Origin of the sequence: Xanthomonas sp. DAR 80977 (assembly GCF_041240605.1) — a bacterium.
In the GTDB taxonomy this organism is placed as follows: Bacteria; Pseudomonadota; Gammaproteobacteria; order Xanthomonadales; family Xanthomonadaceae; genus Xanthomonas_A; species Xanthomonas_A bundabergensis.
The window spans coordinates 1339424-1358662 of record NZ_CP162487.1 but is presented as its reverse complement, the minus strand read 5'-3'; the positions used below and the strand labels follow the sequence as shown (position 1 = coordinate 1358662).

At 65.0% G+C, this 19239-nt stretch carries 15 protein-coding genes; 7 read left to right on the top strand and 8 right to left on the bottom strand.

All coding sequences use genetic code 11. From position 1 onward, the window contains the following. Window positions 1–74: 74 nt before the first annotated feature. Entirely contained in the window at window positions 75–1463 is a 1389-nt protein-coding gene (locus tag AB3X10_RS05770; RefSeq protein ID WP_369979842.1) for a sigma-54-dependent transcriptional regulator, read from the top strand. A gap of 164 nt (window positions 1464–1627) precedes the next feature. Here AB3X10_RS05770 and pilB read toward each other — a convergent pair whose 3' ends face one another. Continuing rightward, window positions 1628–3364, bottom strand: coding sequence for a type IV-A pilus assembly ATPase PilB (gene pilB / locus AB3X10_RS05765; RefSeq protein WP_369979840.1), 1737 nt, complete (start codon window positions 3362–3364; stop codon window positions 1628–1630). Window positions 3365–4186: 822 nt separating this feature from the next. Then, the gene (locus AB3X10_RS05760; protein WP_369979839.1) at window positions 4187–4621 is read right to left on the bottom strand and encodes a pilin; all 435 of its coding nucleotides are present in this window, start codon (window positions 4619–4621) and stop codon (window positions 4187–4189) included. A 380-nt stretch (window positions 4622–5001) separates the two neighbouring features. Between AB3X10_RS05760 and AB3X10_RS05755 the strand changes: the two genes are divergently transcribed. From AB3X10_RS05755 to coaE, 3 genes are read left to right on the top strand one after another with little or no spacing between them, the layout of a single operon-like run. Beyond that, complete coding sequence (locus AB3X10_RS05755) at window positions 5002–6264, top strand: type II secretion system F family protein (protein ID WP_369979837.1); 1263 nt, start codon at window positions 5002–5004, stop codon at window positions 6262–6264. A 6-nt stretch (window positions 6265–6270) separates the two neighbouring features. Continuing rightward, complete coding sequence (locus AB3X10_RS05750) at window positions 6271–7134, top strand: prepilin peptidase (protein ID WP_179566660.1); 864 nt, start codon at window positions 6271–6273, stop codon at window positions 7132–7134. Between the two features lie 12 nt (window positions 7135–7146). Beyond that, window positions 7147–7767 (top strand): dephospho-CoA kinase, encoded by a 621-nt coding sequence (coaE, locus tag AB3X10_RS05745; protein ID WP_369979834.1) that lies wholly within the window; start codon window positions 7147–7149, stop codon window positions 7765–7767. Between the two features lie 112 nt (window positions 7768–7879). On the opposite strand, the gene AB3X10_RS05740 is transcribed toward coaE, so the two are convergent. The 4 genes from AB3X10_RS05740 to rimK form a co-directional block, all read right to left on the bottom strand. After that, window positions 7880–9214, bottom strand: coding sequence for a sensor histidine kinase (locus AB3X10_RS05740; RefSeq protein WP_369979833.1), 1335 nt, complete (start codon window positions 9212–9214; stop codon window positions 7880–7882). After that, entirely contained in the window at window positions 9207–9884 is a 678-nt protein-coding gene (locus AB3X10_RS05735; protein ID WP_145703507.1) for a response regulator transcription factor, read from the bottom strand. The genes AB3X10_RS05740 and AB3X10_RS05735 overlap by 8 nt, the downstream gene beginning before the upstream one ends. Window positions 9885–9898: 14 nt before the next feature. Then, a complete protein-coding gene (locus tag AB3X10_RS05730; protein ID WP_369979832.1) occupies window positions 9899–10357 on the bottom strand; it encodes a hypothetical protein in 459 nt (152 codons plus the stop codon). 265 nt (window positions 10358–10622) lie between these two features. Further along, window positions 10623–11516, bottom strand: a complete 894-nt coding sequence (gene rimK / locus AB3X10_RS05725; protein ID WP_369979831.1) for a 30S ribosomal protein S6--L-glutamate ligase — start codon at window positions 11514–11516, stop codon at window positions 10623–10625. Between the two features lie 297 nt (window positions 11517–11813). Here rimK and AB3X10_RS05720 point away from each other — a divergent pair, with 297 nt between their 5' ends. Then, the gene (locus AB3X10_RS05720) at window positions 11814–14111 is read left to right on the top strand and encodes a TonB-dependent receptor family protein (protein ID WP_369979829.1); all 2298 of its coding nucleotides are present in this window, start codon (window positions 11814–11816) and stop codon (window positions 14109–14111) included. Window positions 14112–14312: 201 nt separating this feature from the next. Here the strand turns inward: AB3X10_RS05720 and AB3X10_RS05715 are convergent, their stop codons facing one another. Continuing rightward, window positions 14313–16400: a phosphocholine-specific phospholipase C gene (locus tag AB3X10_RS05715; RefSeq protein WP_369979827.1), complete on the bottom strand. Its 2088-nt coding sequence runs from the start codon at window positions 16398–16400 to the stop codon at window positions 14313–14315. Window positions 16401–16467: 67 nt separating this feature from the next. Here AB3X10_RS05715 and AB3X10_RS05710 point away from each other — a divergent pair, with 67 nt between their 5' ends. Continuing rightward, complete coding sequence (locus tag AB3X10_RS05710; protein ID WP_369979825.1) at window positions 16468–17832, top strand: serine hydrolase domain-containing protein; 1365 nt, start codon at window positions 16468–16470, stop codon at window positions 17830–17832. Between the two features lie 157 nt (window positions 17833–17989). Continuing rightward, on the top strand, window positions 17990–18148 hold the full coding sequence (locus tag AB3X10_RS05705) for a hypothetical protein (protein ID WP_369979823.1): 159 nt from the start codon (window positions 17990–17992) through the stop codon (window positions 18146–18148). A 169-nt stretch (window positions 18149–18317) separates the two neighbouring features. Here the strand turns inward: AB3X10_RS05705 and AB3X10_RS05700 are convergent, their stop codons facing one another. Next, entirely contained in the window at window positions 18318–19166 is an 849-nt protein-coding gene (locus AB3X10_RS05700) for a hypothetical protein (RefSeq protein ID WP_369979821.1), read from the bottom strand. Window positions 19167–19239 lie beyond the last annotated feature (73 nt).

The window sequence follows — 19239 nt, the reverse complement described above, 5'->3', positions numbered from 1 at the left end:
GACGCGCATCACCAAAACCCTTGCCGCGTCGATAATTTGGCGCTCCCCCCGGACCTGGGCTATCTTTTCCGCACATGAACGAAACCCGAAGCGCCCTTGTCGTCGATGACGAGCGCGACATCCGCGAGCTGCTGGTGCTGACCCTGGGCAGGATGGGGCTGCGCATCAGCACCGCCGCCAACCTCGCCGAAGCCCGCGAACTGTTGGCGAGCAATCCCTACGACCTGTGCATCACCGACATGCGCCTGCCCGACGGCAACGGCATCGAGCTGGTCAGCGAGATCGCGCGCCACTACCCGCGCACGCCGGTGGCGATGATCACCGCGTTCGGCAGCATGGACCTGGCGGTGGAAGCGCTGAAGGCCGGCGCCTTCGACTTCGTCAGCAAGCCGGTGGACATCCACGTGCTGCGCGGCCTGGTCAAGCATGCGCTGGAACTCAACAACAGCGAGCGCGCCGCGCCGCCGCCGGCGCCGCCGGAACAGGCCAGCCGCCTGCTCGGCGCCTCGGCCACGATGGACGTGCTGCGCGCCACCATCGCCAAGGTCGCGCGCAGCCAGGCGCCGGTCTACATCCTCGGCGAGTCCGGCGTCGGCAAGGAACTGGTCGCGCGCACCATCCACGAGCAGGGCGCGCGCGCGGCCGGGCCGTTCGTGCCGGTCAACTGCGGCGCGATCCCGGCCGAGCTGATGGAAAGCGAGTTCTTCGGCCACAAGAAGGGCAGCTTCACCGGCGCCCACGCCGACCAGGCCGGCCTGTTCCAGGCCGCGCACGGCGGCACCCTGTTCCTGGACGAAGTCGCCGAACTGCCGCTGCCGATGCAGGTCAAGCTGCTGCGCGCGATCCAGGAAAAGTCGGTGCGCCCGGTCGGCGCCTCGACCGAAGTGCCGACCGACGTGCGCATCCTCTCGGCCACGCACAAGGACCTGGCCGACCTGGTCGCCGACGGCCGTTTCCGCCACGACCTGTACTACCGCATCAACGTGATCGAACTGCGCGTGCCGCCGCTGCGCGACCGCGGCGGCGACCTGCCGCAACTGGCCGCGGCGATCCTGGCGCGACTGGCCAAGAGCCATGGCCGGATCACCCCGCTGCTGTCGCCGTCGGCGCTGGACGCGCTGAACCGCTACGCCTTCCCCGGCAACGTGCGCGAACTGGAGAACATCCTCGAACGCGCCCTGGCGATGGCCGAAGACGACCAGATCAGCGCCGCCGACCTGCGCCTGCCGCAACCCGGCAACAGTGCGCGCGCCGCGGCCGAAGCCGCCCCCGCGCTGCCGCCCGGCGTGGTGGACATCGACCCGACCTCCGCCGCCCTGCCCTCCTACATCGAGCAGCTCGAGCGCGCCGCGATCCAGAAGGCGCTGGAAGAGAACCGCTGGAACAAGACCCGCACCGCCGCGCAGCTAGGCATCACCTTCCGCGCGCTGCGCTACAAGCTCAAGAAGTTGGGGATGGAGTAGAGGGGCCGGGAGTGGGGAATCGGGATTAGGGATTCGTAAAAGCAATGCGTTTCCCTGCCCTGCGCCTCGTTCGGCCCAGGCAGAAAAGCCGGATCCAGGCTTGAACGAAGAGCCGCTGCCCGGCTCTTACGAATCCCCAATCCCGACTGCCGAATCCCGGCCTTTCAGTCCTTGGTGACGCGATTGATCTCGGCCAGGCTGGTGATGCCGTTGCGCGCCTTGAGCAGCGCCGACTGGCGCAGGTCCTTGACCCCGATCTTCTGCGCCGCCTCGGCGATATCCATCGCGTTGCCGCCCTGCAGCACGATCGCTCCGATATCGTCGTTCATCGGCATCACCTGATAGATGCCGGTGCGGCCCTTGTAGCCCTCGGTGCACTCGTCGCAGCCAACCGCTTCGTACAGTTGGATGCCGGCGGCGACTTCGGCCTCGGTGAAGCCTTCGGCCAGCAGCGCATTGTTCGGCAGCTGGGTGGGGCGCTTGCAGTTGTTGCACAGCCGCCGAGCCAGGCGCTGCGCGATCACCAGCGTCACCGAGCTGGTGATGTTGTACGGCGCGATGCCCATGTTCATCAGGCGCGCGATGGTCTGCGGCGCATCGTTGGTATGCAGCGTGGACAGCACCATGTGGCCGGTCTGCGCCGCCTTGATCGCGATCTCGGCCGTCTCCAGGTCGCGGATTTCGCCGACCATGATGATGTCCGGATCCTGGCGCAGGAACGAGCGCAAGGCGGCGGCGAAGGTCATGCCGCGCTTGTTGTTCTGCTGCACCTGGTTGACGCCGGGCAAGCGGATTTCGACCGGGTCCTCGGCCGTGGAGATGTTGCGGGTATCGTCGTTGAGGATGCCCAGCGCGGTGTACAGCGACACCGTCTTGCCCGAGCCGGTCGGGCCGGTCACCAGCACCATGCCGTAGGGTTTGTGGATCGCGTCCAGGAACAGCTTCTGCTGCTCCGGCTCGTAGCCGAGCTTGTCGATGCCCAGCTTGGCCGCGCTGCCGTCGAGGATACGCAGCACGATCTTCTCGCCGAACAGCGTCGGCAGCGTGCTGACGCGGAAATCGATCTGCTTGCTCTTGGACAGGTTGAGCTTGATGCGCCCATCCTGCGGCACCCGCTTCTCGGCGATGTCCAGCTGCGACATCACCTTCAACCGCGCCGCGATGCGCTGGTTGAGCTTGACCGGCGCCTTGGCCACGCTCTTGAGTAGGCCGTCGATGCGCAGGCGCACCCGGTAGTCGTCCTCGTACGGCTCGAAATGGATGTCCGAGGCGCCGCGGCGGATCGCATCGACCAGCACCTTGTTCACGAACTTGACCACGGGCGTGTCGTCGCCCTTGGCATCGACACCGGTATCGCCGCCGCTGCCCATGTCCTCGTCGCCGGCCCCGACCTCGAGGTTGTCCATGCCCTCGTCGTCGCCGCCCAGGCTGTTGCCGATCGCATCGTTGCTGGCCTGCCACTGCTCCAGCGTGCGCCGGATCTGGTCCTCGTCGACCAGGATCGGCTCCACCGTCAGATTGGTATGGAACTTGATGTCGTCCAGCGCCCGGGTCTGGGTCGGATTGCTGACCCCCACGAACAGCCGGTTGCCGCGCTTGAACAACGGCAGCACCTGGTGCTTCTGCAGCAGCTCCTCGCTGACCAGCTTGATTGCGCTCTGGTTGGCATCGAACACCGACACGTCCAGCAGCGGCATCCCGAACTCCACCGCATTGGCGGCAGCCAGCTGCGCCGCGGTGACCAGCTTCTTCTCGGAAAACCATTGCGGCAGCGGGATCTTGGCCTCGGCGGCATGCGCCATGGCGGTGCGCGCGAGACTTTCGTCCAGCACGCCATCCTGAACCAGGCGGCGCGCGATGCCGGTGATGCCGACCAGGTTGGCGGATGTCAGAGCATTCATATGGCCCCCGTAGGCTAACCTAGAAAGAATAACGCATCTGTTGGCCGCGGCGGGCGGACCCTAGCGTTGTTGGAGAAGATATCCCGCAACGGGAACCAGCCTCTCCGAATGTAAAACGCCTCAAAAAATTAGTGTTACCCAAGCACAGACATCCAACATTTGGAAGCTGTGGTGTCGAAATGCGGAAGGCCAAATGGCAGAGGATCAATCGCTTGCCATCGCTCCAAGTCAAGCCTCTCGAGATGCCCGCCAAGGACGACCCGTGTCGCGCGCTCTGTACGCGCACTACAGCGGCTAGACCACGAGGACCACGTTCATGGAGAGAGCACCGCCTCAGCCGCAACGAAGCAGCATGTCAACCGGAGGCCGGACTCTGGTGTTACTGGTCTACAGGGAGATAACCGAGGGCAACGCAGAGCAGGCGGCAGCGGCGATCATCATCGGCAAGTACAAATCAAGGCGGGGTTCCGCAGATCCGAAATTGCATCGTTACGGCCAGAGCTTTCGAGGGCAGCCTGACGCAAGTTAGCGGATGGAGACTCTAGTACCGCTACACGCGTTTGCGATGCTCGATCATGACTGGCAGGCTTGCGGACTAAACGGTTGACGCAAAGTTGGAGTTCAATCTCTGCCCAGCCGAATGTCGCACTGCCTTACTACACAACACAACATCTGGCCTACCAGATGGCAGGCCAGATGTCGGTTGAAATGAAGCCGCTTGGATCGGGAGACATTCTTCAGTGAAGGCTTATCTCTTGAATAGATACCTAACCGAGACATCCAGATCCGAGCCCATTCCCTGCCGCCTTTACATCCAAAGGCTTAACGACAAGCCTGCGGACGGTACTTGGAGAGAGCGGTGCCGGTATTGCAGGTCCAGGTAGCGCCGCCATCCGGGGTTACAAACAGGATCGTAGTACCATTTGCGCGGCCGCTAGTCATAGTAGCGGTAATGGTTCCTGCCGGATACGTGCCAGTGATCGCATTGGAGATCGTGGCGTACTTGCCGGTGAGAGTAGCTGGAATCTGCGTCGACGTTGCGGTTGCCGTAGGCGCTACCAGAGTCGGCCAAGCATTGGCATTGGCACCATACTCGGCAAGCGGAGCCTTGAGTCCACCGGCAAGCGAAACTGCCTCAGACACTTGCGCCCTGGTTACATAGTCGTTGTACGCCGGAATAGCGATAGCGGCCAGAATGGCGATGATCGCGACCACGATCATAAGTTCAATCAGCGTGAAGCCCTGCTGCTTTTTCATAGCGAATCCCCTAGAGATGGCATGTAATGTGGTGGACACCCTGCTCACGGAGTGTTGCGGTCCGGTGAGCGCCGCGCGGCAGAGCGCCACGTGCAGGTGTTACAAGCATACTGCGTGCCAACTTCTTCGCGCGTATCCCGGGTCTTCAAGGACGCATGAGTTCCCATTGCATTCCAGCTTGCACAGGCATTGCAAAGAATTGCGATAGGATCTACCTAAGGCCGGACCGGGTCACAAAGTGACGCCAGGCGTCACTTTGGTGAGACCTTGGCCGACCACCCCTGGAGTGCCCCTGGCAAGACACGGATGCTAGATGTTGCGTAAACCGATACCATGCCAAGCATGTCCGCCTGGGGATGGCTGGACGGGGAGTCCACCTTATGTCCGCAACTCGTAGCGCAGTCAAGAAAGAGCCAATGACCCGCACTGTCGTCAGCCAGCAGGTCCCGTTTGTCTGGGAGGGGGTGGACAAACGCGGCGTCAAGATGAAGGGTGAGCAGACCGCCAAGAACGCCAACCTGTTGCGTGCGGAATTGCGCCGCCAGGGCATCACGCCGTCGGTGGTCAAGCCGAAACCCAAGCCCCTGTTCGGCTCTGCCGGCAGCAAGATCACCCCGAAGGACATCGCCTTTTTCAGCCGCCAGATGGCGACCATGATGAAATCGGGCGTTCCGATCGTGGGATCACTGGAGATCATCGCCAGCGGTCATAAGAACCCGCGCATGAAGAAAATGGTCGACCAGATCCGCACTGACATCGAGGGAGGCTCATCGCTCTATGAGGCAATAAGCAAGCATCCAGTCCAGTTCGATGAACTTTATCGCAACCTGGTCAAGGCCGGAGAAGGTGCCGGCGTGCTCGAAACCGTGCTTGAGACGGTCGCGACCTACAAGGAAAACATCGAAGCACTGAAGGGCAAGATCAAAAAGGCGTTGTTTTACCCGGCCATGGTTATGGCGGTCGCGTTGCTGGTCAGCTCGATCCTGCTGGTGTGGGTGGTGCCGCAGTTCGAGGATGTATTCAAGGGCTTTGGCGCCGAGTTGCCAGCCTTTACACAGATGATCGTATCCGCTTCACGCTTCATGGTTGCCTATTGGTGGATCGTGTTGTTCATCTTGATTGGCAGCATCGGCAGCTTGGTCTTCGCCTACAAGCGTTCCCCTTCGATGCAGCACGGCATGGACCGGCTGATACTGAAGGTCCCGATCATCGGCCAGATCATGCACAACAGCTCGGTGGCGCGCTTCTCGCGAACGCTAGGCGTGACCTTCCGTGCCGGCGTCCCGCTGGTAGAGGCCCTCGACATCGTCGCCGGCGCCACCGGCAACAGCGTCTACGAGAAAGCCGTGCTGCGCATGCGCGACGACGTCTCGGTGGGCTATCCGGTCAACGTGGCGATGAAGCAGGCCAACCTGTTTCCGCACATGGTCATCCAGATGACCGCCATCGGCGAAGAGGCCGGTGCGCTGGATGCGATGCTGTTCAAGGTGGCCGAGTACTTCGAGCAGGAAGTGAACAATGCGGTCGATGCGTTGAGCAGCCTGCTCGAGCCGCTGATCATGGTGTTCATCGGCACCATCGTCGGCGGCATGGTCATCGGCATGTACCTGCCCATCTTCAAGCTGGCAGCAGTCGTTGGATAAGCATTAATGGCATTTCTCGATCAACACCCCGGCCTCGGCTATCCCGCCGCGGCGGGGCTGGGCTTGCTGGTAGGCAGTTTCCTCAATGTGGTGATCCTGCGCCTGCCCAAGCGCATGGAGTGGCAGTGGAAGCGCGACTCGCGCGAGATCCTGGAGCTGCCGGACATCTACGATCCGCCGCCGCCCGGGATCGTGGTCGAACCGTCGCACTGCCCGCACTGCAAGCACAAGCTGTCCTGGTACGAAAACATCCCGCTGTTCAGCTGGCTGGCCCTGCGCGGCAAGTGCCGGCATTGCCATGCGCCGATCTCGATCCAGTACCCGCTGGTGGAGATGCTGACCAGCCTGCTGGTGGTCGCCAGCGTCTGGCGCTTCGGTTTCGGTTGGCAGGGGTTCGGCGCGATCGTGTTCAGCTGCTTCCTGGTCGCGATGTCGGGGATCGACCTGCGTACCCGGCTGCTGCCGGACCAGCTGACCTTGCCGCTGATGTGGCTGGGACTGGTCGGCAGCATGGACAACCTCTACATGCCAGCCAAGCCGGCGCTGCTCGGCGCGGCGGTCGGCTATGTGTCGCTGTGGTCGGTGTGGTGGCTGTTCAAGCAGATCACCGGCAAGGAAGGCATGGGCCATGGCGACTTCAAGCTGCTGGCGGCGATCGGCGCGTGGTGCGGGTTGAAAGGCATCCTGCCGACCATCCTGATTTCCTCGCTGGTCGGCGCGGTGCTCGGCTCGATCTGGCTGGCGGCCAAGGGCCGCGACCGGGCCACGCCCATCCCGTTCGGCCCGTATCTGGCCATCGCCGGCTGGATCACGTTTTTCTGGGGCACGGAAATCATCGACACCTATATGCGCTGGTCCGGGCTGCGCTAGCGGAGCGGCGCCTTGAGCGATTTCATCGTCGGCCTCACCGGCGGCGTCGCCTCCGGCAAGAGCGAACTGAGCCGCCGCTTCGAGGCCAAGAGCATCGTGGTGGCCGATGCCGACGTGGCCGCACGCGCGGTGGTCGCACCCGGGCATCCGGCGCTTGCGCAGATCGTGGCGCGTTTCGGAACGCAGATCCTGCGCGAGGACGGCAATCTGGACCGGGCCGCACTGCGCCAGCGCATCTTCGAGGACCCGGTGGCGCGCCGCGACCTGGAGGCGATCACCCATCCGGCGATCCGCGCCTTGCTGCAGCAGGCCTGCCGCGAGGCAGCCAGTCCCTATGCCGTCGCCGCGATCCCGTTGCTGACCGAAGTCGGCGCGCGCACGGCATATCCATGGCTGGACCGGATCCTTGTGGTCGACGCGCCCGAGGCGACGCAGCATGCCCGGCTGATGCAGCGCGACGGCATCACCGCCGAGCTGGCGCAGCGGATGATCGCGGCGCAGGCCACGCGCGCTGCGCGATTGGGCATCGCCGACGACGTCGTGGTCAACGATGGCGATGCGTCGCAGCTGCAGGACGCGGTGGATGCGCTGGATCGGCGGTACCGTGCATTGGCGGCGGCGAAGACCGCATAAGCCGTTCCGATCCGGCGGTGCGCTCTCCTGCAGGAGCGGCTTCAGCCGCGACCAGGTGACCGGTAAAGCCCGTCGCGGCTGAAGCCGCTCCTGCAACGGCCCATTGGAACCGTCACGCCGGCCTGAACCACAGCGTCGCCACCACGCCTTTGGTCGCGCCCGGGCGTACGTTGACCTGCCAGCCATACAGGTCGCACAGGCGACTGACGATCGACAGGCCGATGCCGCCGCCCTGCGAGTGTCCGGCGTGGGTGCCGCGGTAGCCGCGCTGGAACAGCTTGGCGGCGTCCTCCTCGCTGAGGCCGGGGCCGGAGTCGATCACCTGCACCGCATCGCTCAGCACCCGCACCACCACCTGGCCTTCCTGGGTGTACTTGACCGCGTTGCCGATCAGGTTGCCCAGCGCCACCGACAGCGCCGATTCCGGCGCGTCGATGGTCAGGTTGCGCTCGCCCTCCAGCAACAGCTTCAGCGGCTTGCCGCCCAGCTGCGCACGGTGCGATTCGATCAGTTGCTCGGCGACCTTGGCCACGTTGCTGTTGCCCTGCCCGCGCTCGTTGCGCGACAGCAGCAGCAACGAGCCGATCAGGTCGCTGCACTGCTGTTCGGCGCGCTGGATGCGCTGCAGGCGCTGCAGCACCTTCTCGTCCAGGTTGGGACGGGTCAGCAGCAGTTCGGTGGCGCCGCGGATCACCGCCAGCGGCGTGCGCAGCTCGTGGCTGACGTCGGCGTTGAACTCGCGGTCGCGCTGCACCACTTCGGTGAGCCGGGCCGAGTAGTCGTCCAGGGCCTCGGCCAACTGGCCGACTTCGTCGTCTGGGAAATGCGGCGCCAACGGCTTGGGGTCGCTGCTGCCGCGATAGGCGCGCAGCCGCGCGGCCAGATCGGAGACCGGGCGCATCACCCGCGACGCCGACCACCAGCCGATCACCAGCGACAACGCACTGAACACCAGCACCGACAGGATCAGGGTGCGATTGAGCTGCACCTCGCCCTGGATGGTCTGGGTCATGTCGTAGGCGAGGAAGAACCACACGTCCGGCGTCTTGCGCACCGCGACCTTGTAGGAGAACGGCTTGCCGGATTCATCGCTCCCGGACACGGTGTGGATGCCGTCGGAGAAGTTGTACCACTCCGGCTGCTCGCGCTTGAGCGCCTCGAAGCGGTCGCTCTTGACCACCCGGCCGACCATCTGCTGCACCGGCAGATCGGGATTCTTCGACGGCTCGGAAAAATATCGGCGCGAGTATTCGTCGATGTTGCGGTTCATCACCACTTCGACGAGCTGGTTTTCCACCCGCGCCCGCGCCCAATTGGTGGCGAACGCGAACAGTGCGGTCAGGCCGAAGCCCAACAGCACGAAGGACAGGATGATGCGGCTGCGCAGGCGGCGACGGTAGCGTCCGCGCCGCCGCACCGCCCGCGGCAACTCCCCAGCTTCAGGCATCGGGAGCGGCGATGCGGTAGCCGATGCCGTGGCGGGTCTGGATCATCGGCACGTCGAACGGCTTGTCCACCACCGCGCGCAGGCCATGGATGTGCACGCGCAGCGAGTCCGAGTCCGGCAGCTCCTCGCCCCAGACGCGGGTTTCCAGCTCCTGCCGGGTCACCACCGCCGGCGAGGCTTCCATCAGCGCCTGCAGGATCTTCAGCGCGGTCGGGTTGAGCTGCAGCAGCTTGCCCTGGCGCCGCACTTCCAGCGTGTCCAGGTTGTATTCCAGGTCGCCGGTCTCCAGCACCCGGGTATGCACGCCCTTGCCGCGGCGCGACAGCGCGTTGAGCCGCACTTCCACTTCCTGCAGCGCGAACGGCTTGATCAGGTAGTCGTCGGCGCCGGAATCGAAGCCCGCCAGCTTGTTGTCCAGCGAGTCGCGCGCGGTGAGCATCAGCACCGGGGTCTGCTTGCGCGCTTCGTTGCGCAGCTTGCGGCACACTTCGATGCCGTCCATGCCCGGCAGGTTGAGGTCGAGCACGATCGCATCGAATTCGTGCACGACCGCCAGGTGCAGGCCGGTGACGCCGTCGGCGGCGAAATCCACCGTGTGCCCGCGGTCCTCGAGGTAGTCGCCCAAGTTGGCAGCGATATCGCTATTGTCTTCGATCACTAGAATTCGCACCAACATTTACCCCGTCAGTCGTACTTGCCAGTTGGATTGCGCCGCATCAGTTCCTGCGCATCCTCGTTGTCGCGGCGGCGTTCCGCCACGGTCTTGCATTGCGTCGTGGTGCGCAGCGATCCGAGGATCGCTTCGCGCCTGCAGATCAGCCGGCTGTCCGCCGATGCCTTGGACAGCAGCGAGTTGACCGTTTCCTGATCGTTGAACAACGCGACCTTGTCTTCCTCGCGCAGCGTGTCGACGTCAGGGTGGGCATTGAGCACCGTCGCCATGCGCGACAGCGCCGCTTCCACCTTGCTGCGATTTTCTGCGCTCAGTTCGGAATAGGTCTTGCCGTCGTCCAACTGCTGGCGAATTGTACTGAGTTGCTGTGCGAACGATTTCTTCACGTTCATGGGCGCCTCACCTTTCGGCGCCGCCGCCGCGCTGCACGCCAGCGCCATCCCCAGCATCAAACCGATCACCTTCTTCATCCCTGCCCCCTACGCGATTGGTGGTGTAAATCACAATGTAGCCGTCCAGCGAACGGCGCCGCAAGCTGCGCACAGCGCCGGTTCTGGGCTGCACCGAGGCCAGCGCCGCGCGCAAACAAAAAGGCCCAAGCGGCAAGGCCGCTTGGGCCGAAAGATATATCCCGATTACCGTTCCTGCTGAGGAGGGCAGAGCTGCGGTCCGACGAAGCATACGCAGGCGGGAATTAAACCCTCGTTAAGCCAGAATGCAGGGGCGAACATCGCCCTAAGTGACTGATTTCTTTCGAATCAAGCTGGCTTCCAGGTGTTCGATGACCTTGCCGGCGATGTCCAGCCCGCACACCGCCTCGATTCCTTCCAGGCCGGGGGTGGAGTTGACCTCCAGCACCAGCGGACCGCGCCGCGAGCGGATCAGGTCGACCCCGGCCACACCCAGGCCCAGGGCCTTGGCCGAGCGCACCGCCACGTCCTGCTCGCTGCGGCTGGCGGTGGCCAACTGCGCACTGCCGCCGAGATGCAGATTGGAGCGGAAGTCGCCTTCCGGCGCCTGCCGGCGCATCGCCGCGACCACCTGGTTGCCGACCACGAAGCAGCGCAGGTCGGCGCCCTCGGCCTCGCCGATGAACTCCTGCACCAGGAAGTTGGCGTACAAGCCGCGCAGCGCCTCGACCACGCCGCGCGAGGCGCTGGTCTTCTCGGTCAGGATCACCCCGGTGCCCTGGGTGCCTTCGTTCAACTTCACTACGTGCGGCGGCGGCCCCAGCATCGACAGCAGATCGCCGGTGTCGTCGGGGTTGTCGCCGAACACGGTCATCGGCATGTCGATGCCCTTGGCCGCCAGCAACTGGTGGGCGCGCAGCTTGTCGCGCGCGCGCAGGATCGCATCGGACGGATTGGGCGTGCGCACGCCCATCATCTCCAGCTGGCGCAGCACCGCGGTGCCGTAGCGGGTGACGGAATTGCCGATGCGCGGGATCACCGCGTCGTAGCCGGTGATCGGCTTGCCCTTGTAGTGCATGGTGAAGGCGCCGGCCGCGATGCGCATGTAGCAGCGCAACGGATCCAGTACGCGCACCGTATGCCCGCGCTCGCGGCCGGCCTCGACCAGGCGCCGCGTCGAATACAGCTTGGTGTTGCGGGACAGGATGGCGAGCTTCATCGAGGCGCGACGGCGGTGGCTGGCCCGGCATCATACGTTGCGCCATCGGCGCTGCGTCACTGGCGCCGCGCCCGATCGCCCGTCCGCGTACGCGGCCGCGGCGCGTGACCGGTCCCGGCATGCCCACGCGGCGGCCGGCATCCGCAGACACGCTGTCCCACAGACGACACGGAACCGCCCCGAAACGTTCACAAAACCGTTGCATGGTGGCGAGCGGGCCGCCTTGGCCGTGTGCTGGCTGTCACGCACCACGCGGCAGGTCCCGACGCCTCCCCCATCTTATCCTGGTGAATTCCGATGACCCCCACCTCCCGATCCTTGCGCCTGCATGCGCTGGTGCTCGCCGTCGCGTCCGCGCTGCCGGCCTTCGCCGCGCTGGCCGAGACCGCGCCGGCCGACGCCGACGCCACGGCCGCCACCGGCAGCAGCGACGCGACGATGCTCGATGCGATCACCGTGGTGTCCACCGGCACCACCCGCCAGGTGCAGCGCATCACCCGCGAGGACATCGGCACCGCCGCCCCCGGCACCAGCGCCCTGAAGGTGCTGGACAAGCTGCCCGGCGTGCAGTTCCAGTCGGCCGATGCATGGGGCGCGTACGAGTGGTCGACCGCGATCAGCCTGCACGGCTTCGACCAGAGCCGCCTCGGCTTCACCCTGGACGGCGTGCCGCTGGGCAACATGAGCTACGGCGTCACCGACGGCCTGCAGGTGACCCGCGCGATCATCTCCGAGAACGTCGGCTCGGTGGAGCTGGCGCAGGGCGCCGGCGCGCTGGGCACCGCCTCGAGCAGCAACCTCGGCGGCACCGTGCGCTACTACTCCGACGATCCGGATTCCACCCCGGGCATCCGCTTCAGCCAGACCTTCGGCTCCGATTCCACCCGCCGCACCTACCTGCGCGGGGACACCGGCGACATCAACGGCTTCTCGATGTACACCTCGCTGGTGCACGGCGAGGCGGACAAGTGGAAAGGCTATGGCAACAACGAGTACAACCAGGCCAACGTCAAGGCGCTGTACCAGTGGGGCGATGGCAACCGGGTCAGCCTGTTCCTGGACAGCTCCAAGCGCAAGGAATACGACATCATGGACCTGTCGCTGACCTCGCAGAAAGTGCTGGGCTGGGACTGGGACTACCTGATGCCCGACTGGAACAGCGCGGTGCAGATCGCCAACGCGCTCAACGGCAACGGCAGCTACCCGGCCTCCCTGAACGGCCTGCCCGCCGACTACAGCAAGGCCGATGCCTCCTACTACTCCGGTGCCGGCCTGCGCCGCGACAACCTGGCCGCGCTCAGCGGCGCGTTCAACCTGGGCGGCAGCGCCACGCTGAACCTGACCGGCTATTACCACGACAACAACGGCGAAGGCCAATGGACCACGCCTTACGTGGCGTCCTCGGCCACGGTGCCGCTGTCGATGCGCACCACCGACTACCGCCTTAACCGGCACGGCGTCACCGCGTCGCTGAACTTCACCGTCGCCGGCAACGAGATCGAGATCGGCGGCTGGTACCAGAACGCCAAGACCGTGCAGGAGCGCAACTACTTCCTGCTCGACGGCCCGTTCACCGACCTGTACTACTTCAACAAGTCCGGCACCCTGTTCGCGCGCCAGTTCGACCAGCACTACGACACCGACACGCGCATGTTCTATGCGCAGGACACGCTGCGCCTGCTCGACGAACGCCTGACCGTGAACTTCGGCGCCAAGAAGCTGCAGGTGGACACCACCGCGCAGTCGCTGGTGCCGACCACCTCCAACGCGGCCGGCGAGATCAAGGCCGATTCGGATCTGCTGCCGCAGGTGGGCGTGAACTACAAGCTCGACGAGCACCAGGAAATCTACGCGTCCTACAACAAGAACATGGCCGGCTTCGGCTTCACCCCGTTCCAGGAATCGCAGGCGGCGTTCAACGCGATCAAGAACTCGCTGGAGCCGGAGACCGCGCAGACCTACGAACTGGGCTATCGCGTGCGCGGCGACGGCATCGAGGCGTCGCTGGCGCTGTACCACACCACCTTCGACGACCGCCTGCTGGTGACCTCGCCGTGCAGCGCGATCCAGACCTGCTCGGCCACGCTCAACAACGTCGGCTCGGTGCGTAGCCAGGGCGCCGACCTGGCGGTGATGTGGCGCCCGATCGCGCAGCTGCGCTGGCTGAACTCACTGTCCTACGACGACTCCACCTACCAGGACGACTACCTCAACGGCGGCGTGGTGGCCACCTCCGGCAAGCGCGTGGTCGGCATCCCGGAGTGGATGTTCTCCAGCAGCCTGGCCTACGAGAACGCCGGCTGGCACGCGGCGCTGGACGGCAAGTACACCGGCCGCCGCTACATCAGCTACCTCAACGACTCGTCGGTGCCGAGCTACTGGCGCTTCGACCTGAGCGCCGGCTACGACTTCGGCGAAGTCGGCATGTTCCAGAACCTGGGCCTGAGCGCGAACGTGACCAACCTGTTCGACAAGCGCTACTTCGCCACCGTCGGCACCAACGGCTACGTGGTCTCCGATCCGAACGGCTACAACCAGACGCTGATGGCCGGCGCGCCGCGGCAGTTCTTCGTCACCTTCAGCGGCAAGTTCTGACCTGAGGCAACGCCAGGGAAGGCGCCGGCGCCGTCGTTGCGGAAGCAGCGGCGGCGCCTTGCGTTTGAGGGGGGTGACGCCGCGCGGATGAAGCCGCCGCCTGGCGGCTTTTTCGGTGTGTGCCTGGCATTGCTGCAGGCCGGCTGGTCGCGGCTTCAGCCGCGACACACGGCTACGGATGCCGCCGCAAATGATCGACGGCTAACCGGCGACCGCACGACCGATCGCCGGATCGCTCATGCTCGGGCGGCCGGTCTCGACATGCCCTGCCAGGCGGCGCCGCCATTGCGGCATGGCCTCGCTCGCGATCTCCAGGTCGTACCAATGATGCTGCGCCGCCAACGGAAAGCGCAGCACCTCGCGTGCGCCCGCCGCGAGTTGAAGCTCCTGCTCGGCGCCGCCGCGGTAACCGTCGCGGATCCGCACCCGGTACGCCTGCACACCGGCATTGCGCAGCTCCAGCAGCAGGGATTGGCTGACCGCATCGTAGTCGGCCTCGGCCTGCAGCCCGGCGTCGGCCACACCGTCGCCGTGGAACTCGCGCAGGAAGCCATTGGGGCCATGCACGCGCAACGCATAGCCGGCATCGGCCGCAGCGCCGCGCCAGGCGCGCGCGTCGTGCAGTTCGCTGCCAGCCGCCAGCGTGTAGAACCACGGGCCGGCGCCGCCGCCATCGGCATAGGCGTTCAGCGCGACGCCGACCGTGCTGCGGTTGACCATGCGCAACGCAGCCCCCTGCGGCCCCGCCTGCAGGCGCACGTCGAAATCGTAGGGCAGCGCGCGCGCCGGGCGCTGGCCCGGCTCCTGCGCCGGCAATGCCTGCTGCGCGGGTCGTTGCGGCGGCGGCAAGGCGGCGGTCGCGTCGACGCGGGCAATGAAATCGCGCGTGTCCGGCAAGGCGACGCGGGCGTCGTCGTGGCCGGCGAAATCCAGCGCCGAGGTCAGGTCGCCGGCGATCGCGCGGCGCCATGGGCTGATGTTGGGTTCGGCGACGCCGAAGCGGCGCTCCAGGAAACGGATCACCGAGGTGTGGTCGAACACCTGCGAATCGACCCAGCCGCCGCGGCTCCACGGCGACACCACCAGCATCGGCACGCGCGGGCCGAGGCCGACTGGAACGCCGTGGTAGTCCTCCCCGCGCAGGTCGACGTTGCTGGCGCCGATGGCCGGATCGGTCGCCGGCAATGCCGGCGGCACGTGGTCGAAGAAACCGTCGTTCTCGTCGTAGTTGATCAGGAACACGGTCTTGGACCAGACCTCCGGCGAGGCCGCCAGCACCTCCAGCAGGCGTGCGCTCAGCGACTCGCCATAGGCCGGGGTCGCCTCGGGGTGCTCGCTGAGCAGGTACGGCGCCACGATCCACGACACCTGCGGCAGGGTGCCGCTGCGCACGTCGCGCTCGAACGCGGCGACCAGGTGCTCGCCGCGCGAGGCCTTGGCGTTGTCGGCGGTGGAACCCGGCACGATCGCGCGGCCGCGCCGGTACAGCGGCGAGGCGCGATCGAGATTGCGGAAATTGGCGAAATACGGATGGCTGTTGTCGCCGTAGTTGTCGAACTCCTGGTACACCTGCCAACTGACCCCGGCCTGCTGCAGGCGCTCGGAGTAGGTGGTCCACGCGTAGCCGGGGAACTTGGCGTTGTCGCGCGCCATGTCGGCGGTCCAGTTGCCGTCGTCGCGATTGTTCACCGCCTGCTCGCCGTCGTTGCCCACGCTCAGGCCGCTGGTGCCGGTGAACATGTACATGCGGTTGGGATTGGTCGGGCCGAACAGCGAGGCGTGGTAGCCGTCGCAGATGGTGAAGGCGTCGGCCAGCGCGTAGTAGAACGGCAGGTCCTCGCGCTGGAAGTGGCCCATGGTCATCGCGCTCTTCTGCGCGATCCAGGCATCGTGGTGCTTCCAGGTCTCGTGCGAGCCCTTCCAGTCGTGGTTGAGGTCCTTCATCCACTGCGCGCTGCTGGTCTGGCTGTTCAGGCGGAACGGCAACACGTAGCGATCGCCGTCGCCGGCTTCGGGCTGGTACCAGACCGGGCGGCCGCCGGGCAGGCGCAACGGCCGCGGGTCGCCGAAGCCGCGCACGCCGCGCAGGCAGCCGAAGTAGTGGTCGAACGAGCGGTTCTCCTGCATCAGGATCACCACGTGCTGCACGTCCTGCACGGTGCCGGTGACCCGCGCCGGCGGCACCGCCAGCGCGCTGCGGATGGCGCCCGGCAGCAGCGGCATGACCGCCCCGGCACCGAGGGCCAGGGACGCGCGGGCGAGAAAACGGCGACGACTGTGTTCGACCACGGGGAGAGACCGGCGACGAGCATGCGCTCACTGACCGGCCAGCGTAGGCGCCGCAGATGAAGCGGGTTTGACAGGCCGTGTCGCGGCGGGCGCGCAGGGCAACGACGCGCCACGGTCCGGTTATGCTCGTGCCCATCGGCGCAGCGTCGGCATCTTGCGCTGGACCGAGACCATACGAGGGGAACCGAATGGAAGTGGGTGTCCGTATTGCCATCATGTTTGGCACCATCGCCTGGCCGACAGCGCCGCTCGCAGCAGCGCGATTGGCACGCTGGACGCCAGCAACGGTCGCGTCCGGCGCCTCGCGCTTCGCCGGCGCGGATCATCCGGAGACAGCGCCATGATCGAAGCCCCCATCCCTGCGCCGATGTCGCGCCGATCGCTTCTGGCAGCGTTCGGCGCGACGCTGCTGCTGGCCGCGTTGCCTCGCCGCGCGTCGGCGGCCGCGCAGGAAGCGCCAGCCATCATCGACACCTGGGCGAAGGCGAACGCCTTCCAGGGCGTAGTCCTGCTCGCCCGCGACGGCAAGGTCGCCTACGCGCAGCCCTTCGGCATCGTGGACGTGGAAGCGCGGCGGCCGGCAAAGATCGACGACGTCTACGGGATCGCCTCGATCTCCAAATGGCTCACGACGCTGGCGGTGCTGCGCCTGGTCGAACGGCGCAGGCTCGACCTCGACCGGCCGATCACCGCCTGGCTACCGGACTATCGCGCCGACACCGGCGCCCGCATCACCCTGCGCCGCCTGCTGTCCAACAGCAGCGGCCTGACCGAGCAGTTCAGCCCGGCCGTCAAGGCCGATCCATCGCTGGCGACGCTCGACCTGCCGGCCGCCGAGGCGGTACGCCGATTCGCCAGCGCCGACCTCGCGTTCGAGCCGGGCGCGAAGTTCGACTACATCTTCGCCAACTGGATCATTGTCTACGCGATCGTCGAAGCGGTCGCCGACATGCGCTTCACGGACGCGATCCGCACCCTGGTCCTGGACCCGCTGGAGCTGCGCCATACCGGCACCGGCGCGGCGATCGCGACCGCCCCGACCACGGTTCCCTCCTACCGGACGCTGTCGCCGCCCGAGCGGCGCGCCTACGACCGCCCGGGCTTCATAGCCGCGGCCGGCGGGTACTTCAGCAATGCCCAGGACCTGATGCAGGCCGCGCACCGCGTCTACGACAAGGGCTTTCTGTCGCCAGCGTCGCTGCGGCAGCTCAACACGGTGGAAATGCCGGAAGAATATGCGCTCGGCGGCCGCGTGAAGACACTGACGCTGCACGGCAAGCGCCGCACCTACGCCTGGGAAACCGGCAACACCGCCGGCTATCGCTCGCTGCTCGCGCACCGCCTGGACACGCGCGAAACGGTGGTGATCCTCAACAACAGCAGCATGGCGCAACGCCAGCTGGACGAATTCGCGATCGCCACGCAGTCCTGAGCGACGACAACCGGTCATAAGCCTGGTTCTGCTGCAGGCTCGGAGAACACGTATTCCTCTACAAACCTGGAATTTTTTCTGATTCAACGGATGCAGCCATCCAACTTTGGCGCAAAGTCCCACTATCGCAAGGGAGCTGCGAGGGAAACGCAGAGCGATGCAGGGCTTCAAGATCATGCTTGAACGGCGCTTGTTCAGCGACGAAGTCGTCGCGCGGGCAGCACATCGCTGCACGCATTTTTTTGGCATCGAGTTGCTGAGCAGCGACATCGAAATCGGCATCGTGCTGACACCGCATGACGGCGTGCCGACCTGAAATCTCGCTTCCTCAACGATGCGCTCGACTTCGCGAATCGGCGCGTATCGAGACTGCCGACATCCATCGGAAACTCATCTATGACCTGATAGCCGACTTGAGTGTAGACACCAGCGACCTCTAAATTACCCCTCTACGCCGCCCGGAATGGTTCAAAGTTCTGATAACGTCAACAATCCTTCTTGGGCGGGCCACCGAAAAATCCCAGTTCGATCCATAACGCCAAAGCGCGCACAGCAACCTCTAACGAGTGACTGTCCTCGTATTTACCTAGACGCAGCGCTGCCAGTGACTGGACGTCGGGCGGCATCATGAACGCCGCCTTCTTCTCGCCCTTAACCCTCTTCTTGACGACGAAGCTAAACTGCATCAAAGGCCAGTATCGAATTGTCGGCCATGTATGAGTTACATATATTCTAGTGAGAGATGAAGGCTCCATCTGTGCTGAGATCTTAGCACCATCGTTTCCTACCCCAGAGAAGCGAAGTAACCCATCCTTTTCGCCTGCAACAGCTAGCCCAACTCTCGGAAAAGCGCCCCTCGCCACTTCATTGAATATTTGCTTCCGCGCAACAATCGATTCCGCTCCTTTCAAATCGATGGCGGATCCGCGTGTGACGACACAGAGATTCTCAATCTCTTGCTCGACGCTGTCTTGATAGCCCCGCAGATGCGCAGATAGCATCTGTCCGCATTGTTCAGGAAAGAACCGCACGAGCAAATTGCGCTTTCGCAAGAAATCGAGAATAGGATCATCCAAGATAAGCCCGACGGCCTTATTCACCTCATCCCGAGAGTTGGCTTTCCACTCCCCAAGTCGAACGCCAAGCTCATTATCCCGCTCCTTGGCGGCAACAAAAAGCTCCGGAGAAGACTGATTTTCAATAAACTTATGGTAACTATCAGGCCCAAAGACCGCCGTCGCGAGAGCCATCTCCCCTTTAATACTAGAAAATCCCCGATCGACGAAAGTCTCATCGATCGGGGCGAGGTTCAGCTTTTCGCTTGAAATTTGCAAATGAAGATCGCTCTTACTTTGCCGGAGATAACCGGTTTGCGAGTGTGGGCAAAACGTACCAAGGAGCGACGCC

What these genes read in the sequence shown, in the direction of transcription:
- pilB (WP_369979840.1), bottom strand. Translation starts at nt 3,364, where the DNA reads ATGAATGCTCTGACATCCGCCAACCTGGTCGGCATCACCGGCATCGCG.
- AB3X10_RS05770 (WP_369979842.1), top strand. Translation starts at nt 75, where the DNA reads ATGAACGAAACCCGAAGCGCCCTTGTCGTCGATGACGAGCGCGACATC.
- AB3X10_RS05760 (WP_369979839.1), bottom strand. Translation starts at nt 4,621, where the DNA reads ATGAAAAAGCAGCAGGGCTTCACGCTGATTGAACTTATGATCGTGGTC.
- AB3X10_RS05740 (WP_369979833.1), bottom strand. Translation starts at nt 9,214, where the DNA reads ATGCCTGAAGCTGGGGAGTTGCCGCGGGCGGTGCGGCGGCGCGGACGC.
- AB3X10_RS05705 (WP_369979823.1), top strand. Translation starts at nt 17,990, where the DNA reads ATGCAGGGCTTCAAGATCATGCTTGAACGGCGCTTGTTCAGCGACGAA.
- AB3X10_RS05720 (WP_369979829.1), top strand. Translation starts at nt 11,814, where the DNA reads ATGACCCCCACCTCCCGATCCTTGCGCCTGCATGCGCTGGTGCTCGCC.
- AB3X10_RS05755 (WP_369979837.1), top strand. Translation starts at nt 5,002, where the DNA reads ATGTCCGCAACTCGTAGCGCAGTCAAGAAAGAGCCAATGACCCGCACT.
- rimK (WP_369979831.1), bottom strand. Translation starts at nt 11,516, where the DNA reads ATGAAGCTCGCCATCCTGTCCCGCAACACCAAGCTGTATTCGACGCGG.
- AB3X10_RS05730 (WP_369979832.1), bottom strand. Translation starts at nt 10,357, where the DNA reads ATGAAGAAGGTGATCGGTTTGATGCTGGGGATGGCGCTGGCGTGCAGC.
- AB3X10_RS05750 (WP_179566660.1), top strand. Translation starts at nt 6,271, where the DNA reads ATGGCATTTCTCGATCAACACCCCGGCCTCGGCTATCCCGCCGCGGCG.